Genomic DNA, 1,121 nt, shown 5'->3' with positions numbered 1-1,121 from the left:
CTAGTGTCGCGTAAACGATGTTCTTTGACCGGGTTTGCAGTGGTCGAGTAGGTCGTCGGCGGTTTTGGTCCAGATGAAGGGTTGGCAGCGGTCGTTCCAGCCGTCGATGAAGGCTCGGATGGCGTCGGTCAGGTCGCGGACCGAGGTGAAGGTGCCGCGCCGGATGGCTTGGCGGGTGATGATGCCGAAGAAGATCTCGACCATGTTGAGCCACGAGCCGCTGGTCGGGGTGAAGTGCAGCTGGATCCGCGGATTCTTCGCCAGCCAGGCCTGGACCTTGGGGTGCTTGTGGCTGCCGTAGTTGTCGACCACGATGTGCAGCTTCTTGCGTGGGTAGGCCTTCGCAACCTGCTTGAGGAACCGCAGGAACTCTTGGTGGCGGTGCCTGGGCATGCACGCGTCGACGACTCTGCCGGTGGCGATCTCGAGCGCGGCGAACAGTGTGGTGGTGCCGTTGCGACGGTAGTCGTGGCTGCGCTTCTCTGGCAGCCCGGGACGCAACGGCAGGATGGGCGCGGTCCGGTCCAACGCCTGGATCTGGGATTTCTCGTCGATCGACAACACGATCGCGTTATCGGGCGGGTTCAGGTACAGGCCGACAACATCGCGGACCTTGGCCTCCAGTTCGGGGTCGGTGGAGAACTTGAACGTCTCGACCCGCCACGGCTGCAGGCCCCACCTCTTCCAGATCTTGCCGACCCACACATGCGAGATCCCGCCCAGGTGGTCGGCCAGCAGCCGCGACGACCAGTGCGTCACGCCGAGGCGTTCCGGCGGCGGCTCCAACGTCGCCAACACCACCGCGACCTCATCGACCATGGCCGGCCGGCCCGGCTTCGGCCGGTCGTCCAGCCCACCCAGGCCCTCGGCCGCGTAACGCTTCTTCCACCCGATCACCGTCGGCTTGGACACCCCGACCCGCGCCACGATGTCCTTCACCGACACCCCATCGGCCGCCAGCAGCACGATCCGCGCCCGCTGCGCCAGACCCGCCCGCATCGACGGCGAACGCGTCCACGACTCCAACACCCTGCGATCCTCGGCCGGAACATCCACGGGCACAGTCAACGCCATAACCCATGATCCCACGAGGTAAAGCTATTTCGTTACCGCGACACTAG

At 65.3% G+C, this 1,121-nt stretch carries 1 protein-coding gene; it reads right to left on the bottom strand.

The annotated features are described in order from the left end of the window. Positions 1-1,074, bottom strand: coding sequence for an IS630 family transposase (locus AB0H36_RS48095; protein ID WP_360539143.1), 1,074 nt, complete (start codon positions 1,072-1,074; stop codon positions 1-3). Positions 1,075-1,121 lie beyond the last annotated feature (47 nt).

The sequence above is a fragment of the Kribbella sp. NPDC050820 genome, assembly GCF_040653975.1.
Lineage (GTDB): Bacteria > Actinomycetota > Actinomycetes > Propionibacteriales > Kribbellaceae > Kribbella.
This window is presented reverse-complemented; position numbering and strand designations above follow the sequence as displayed.

Bases quoted from the DNA above. Each gene is read 5' to 3' on its own strand.
- AB0H36_RS48095 (WP_360539143.1), bottom strand. From the start codon at position 1,074: ATGGCGTTGACTGTGCCCGTGGATGTTCCGGCCGAGGATCGCAGGGTG.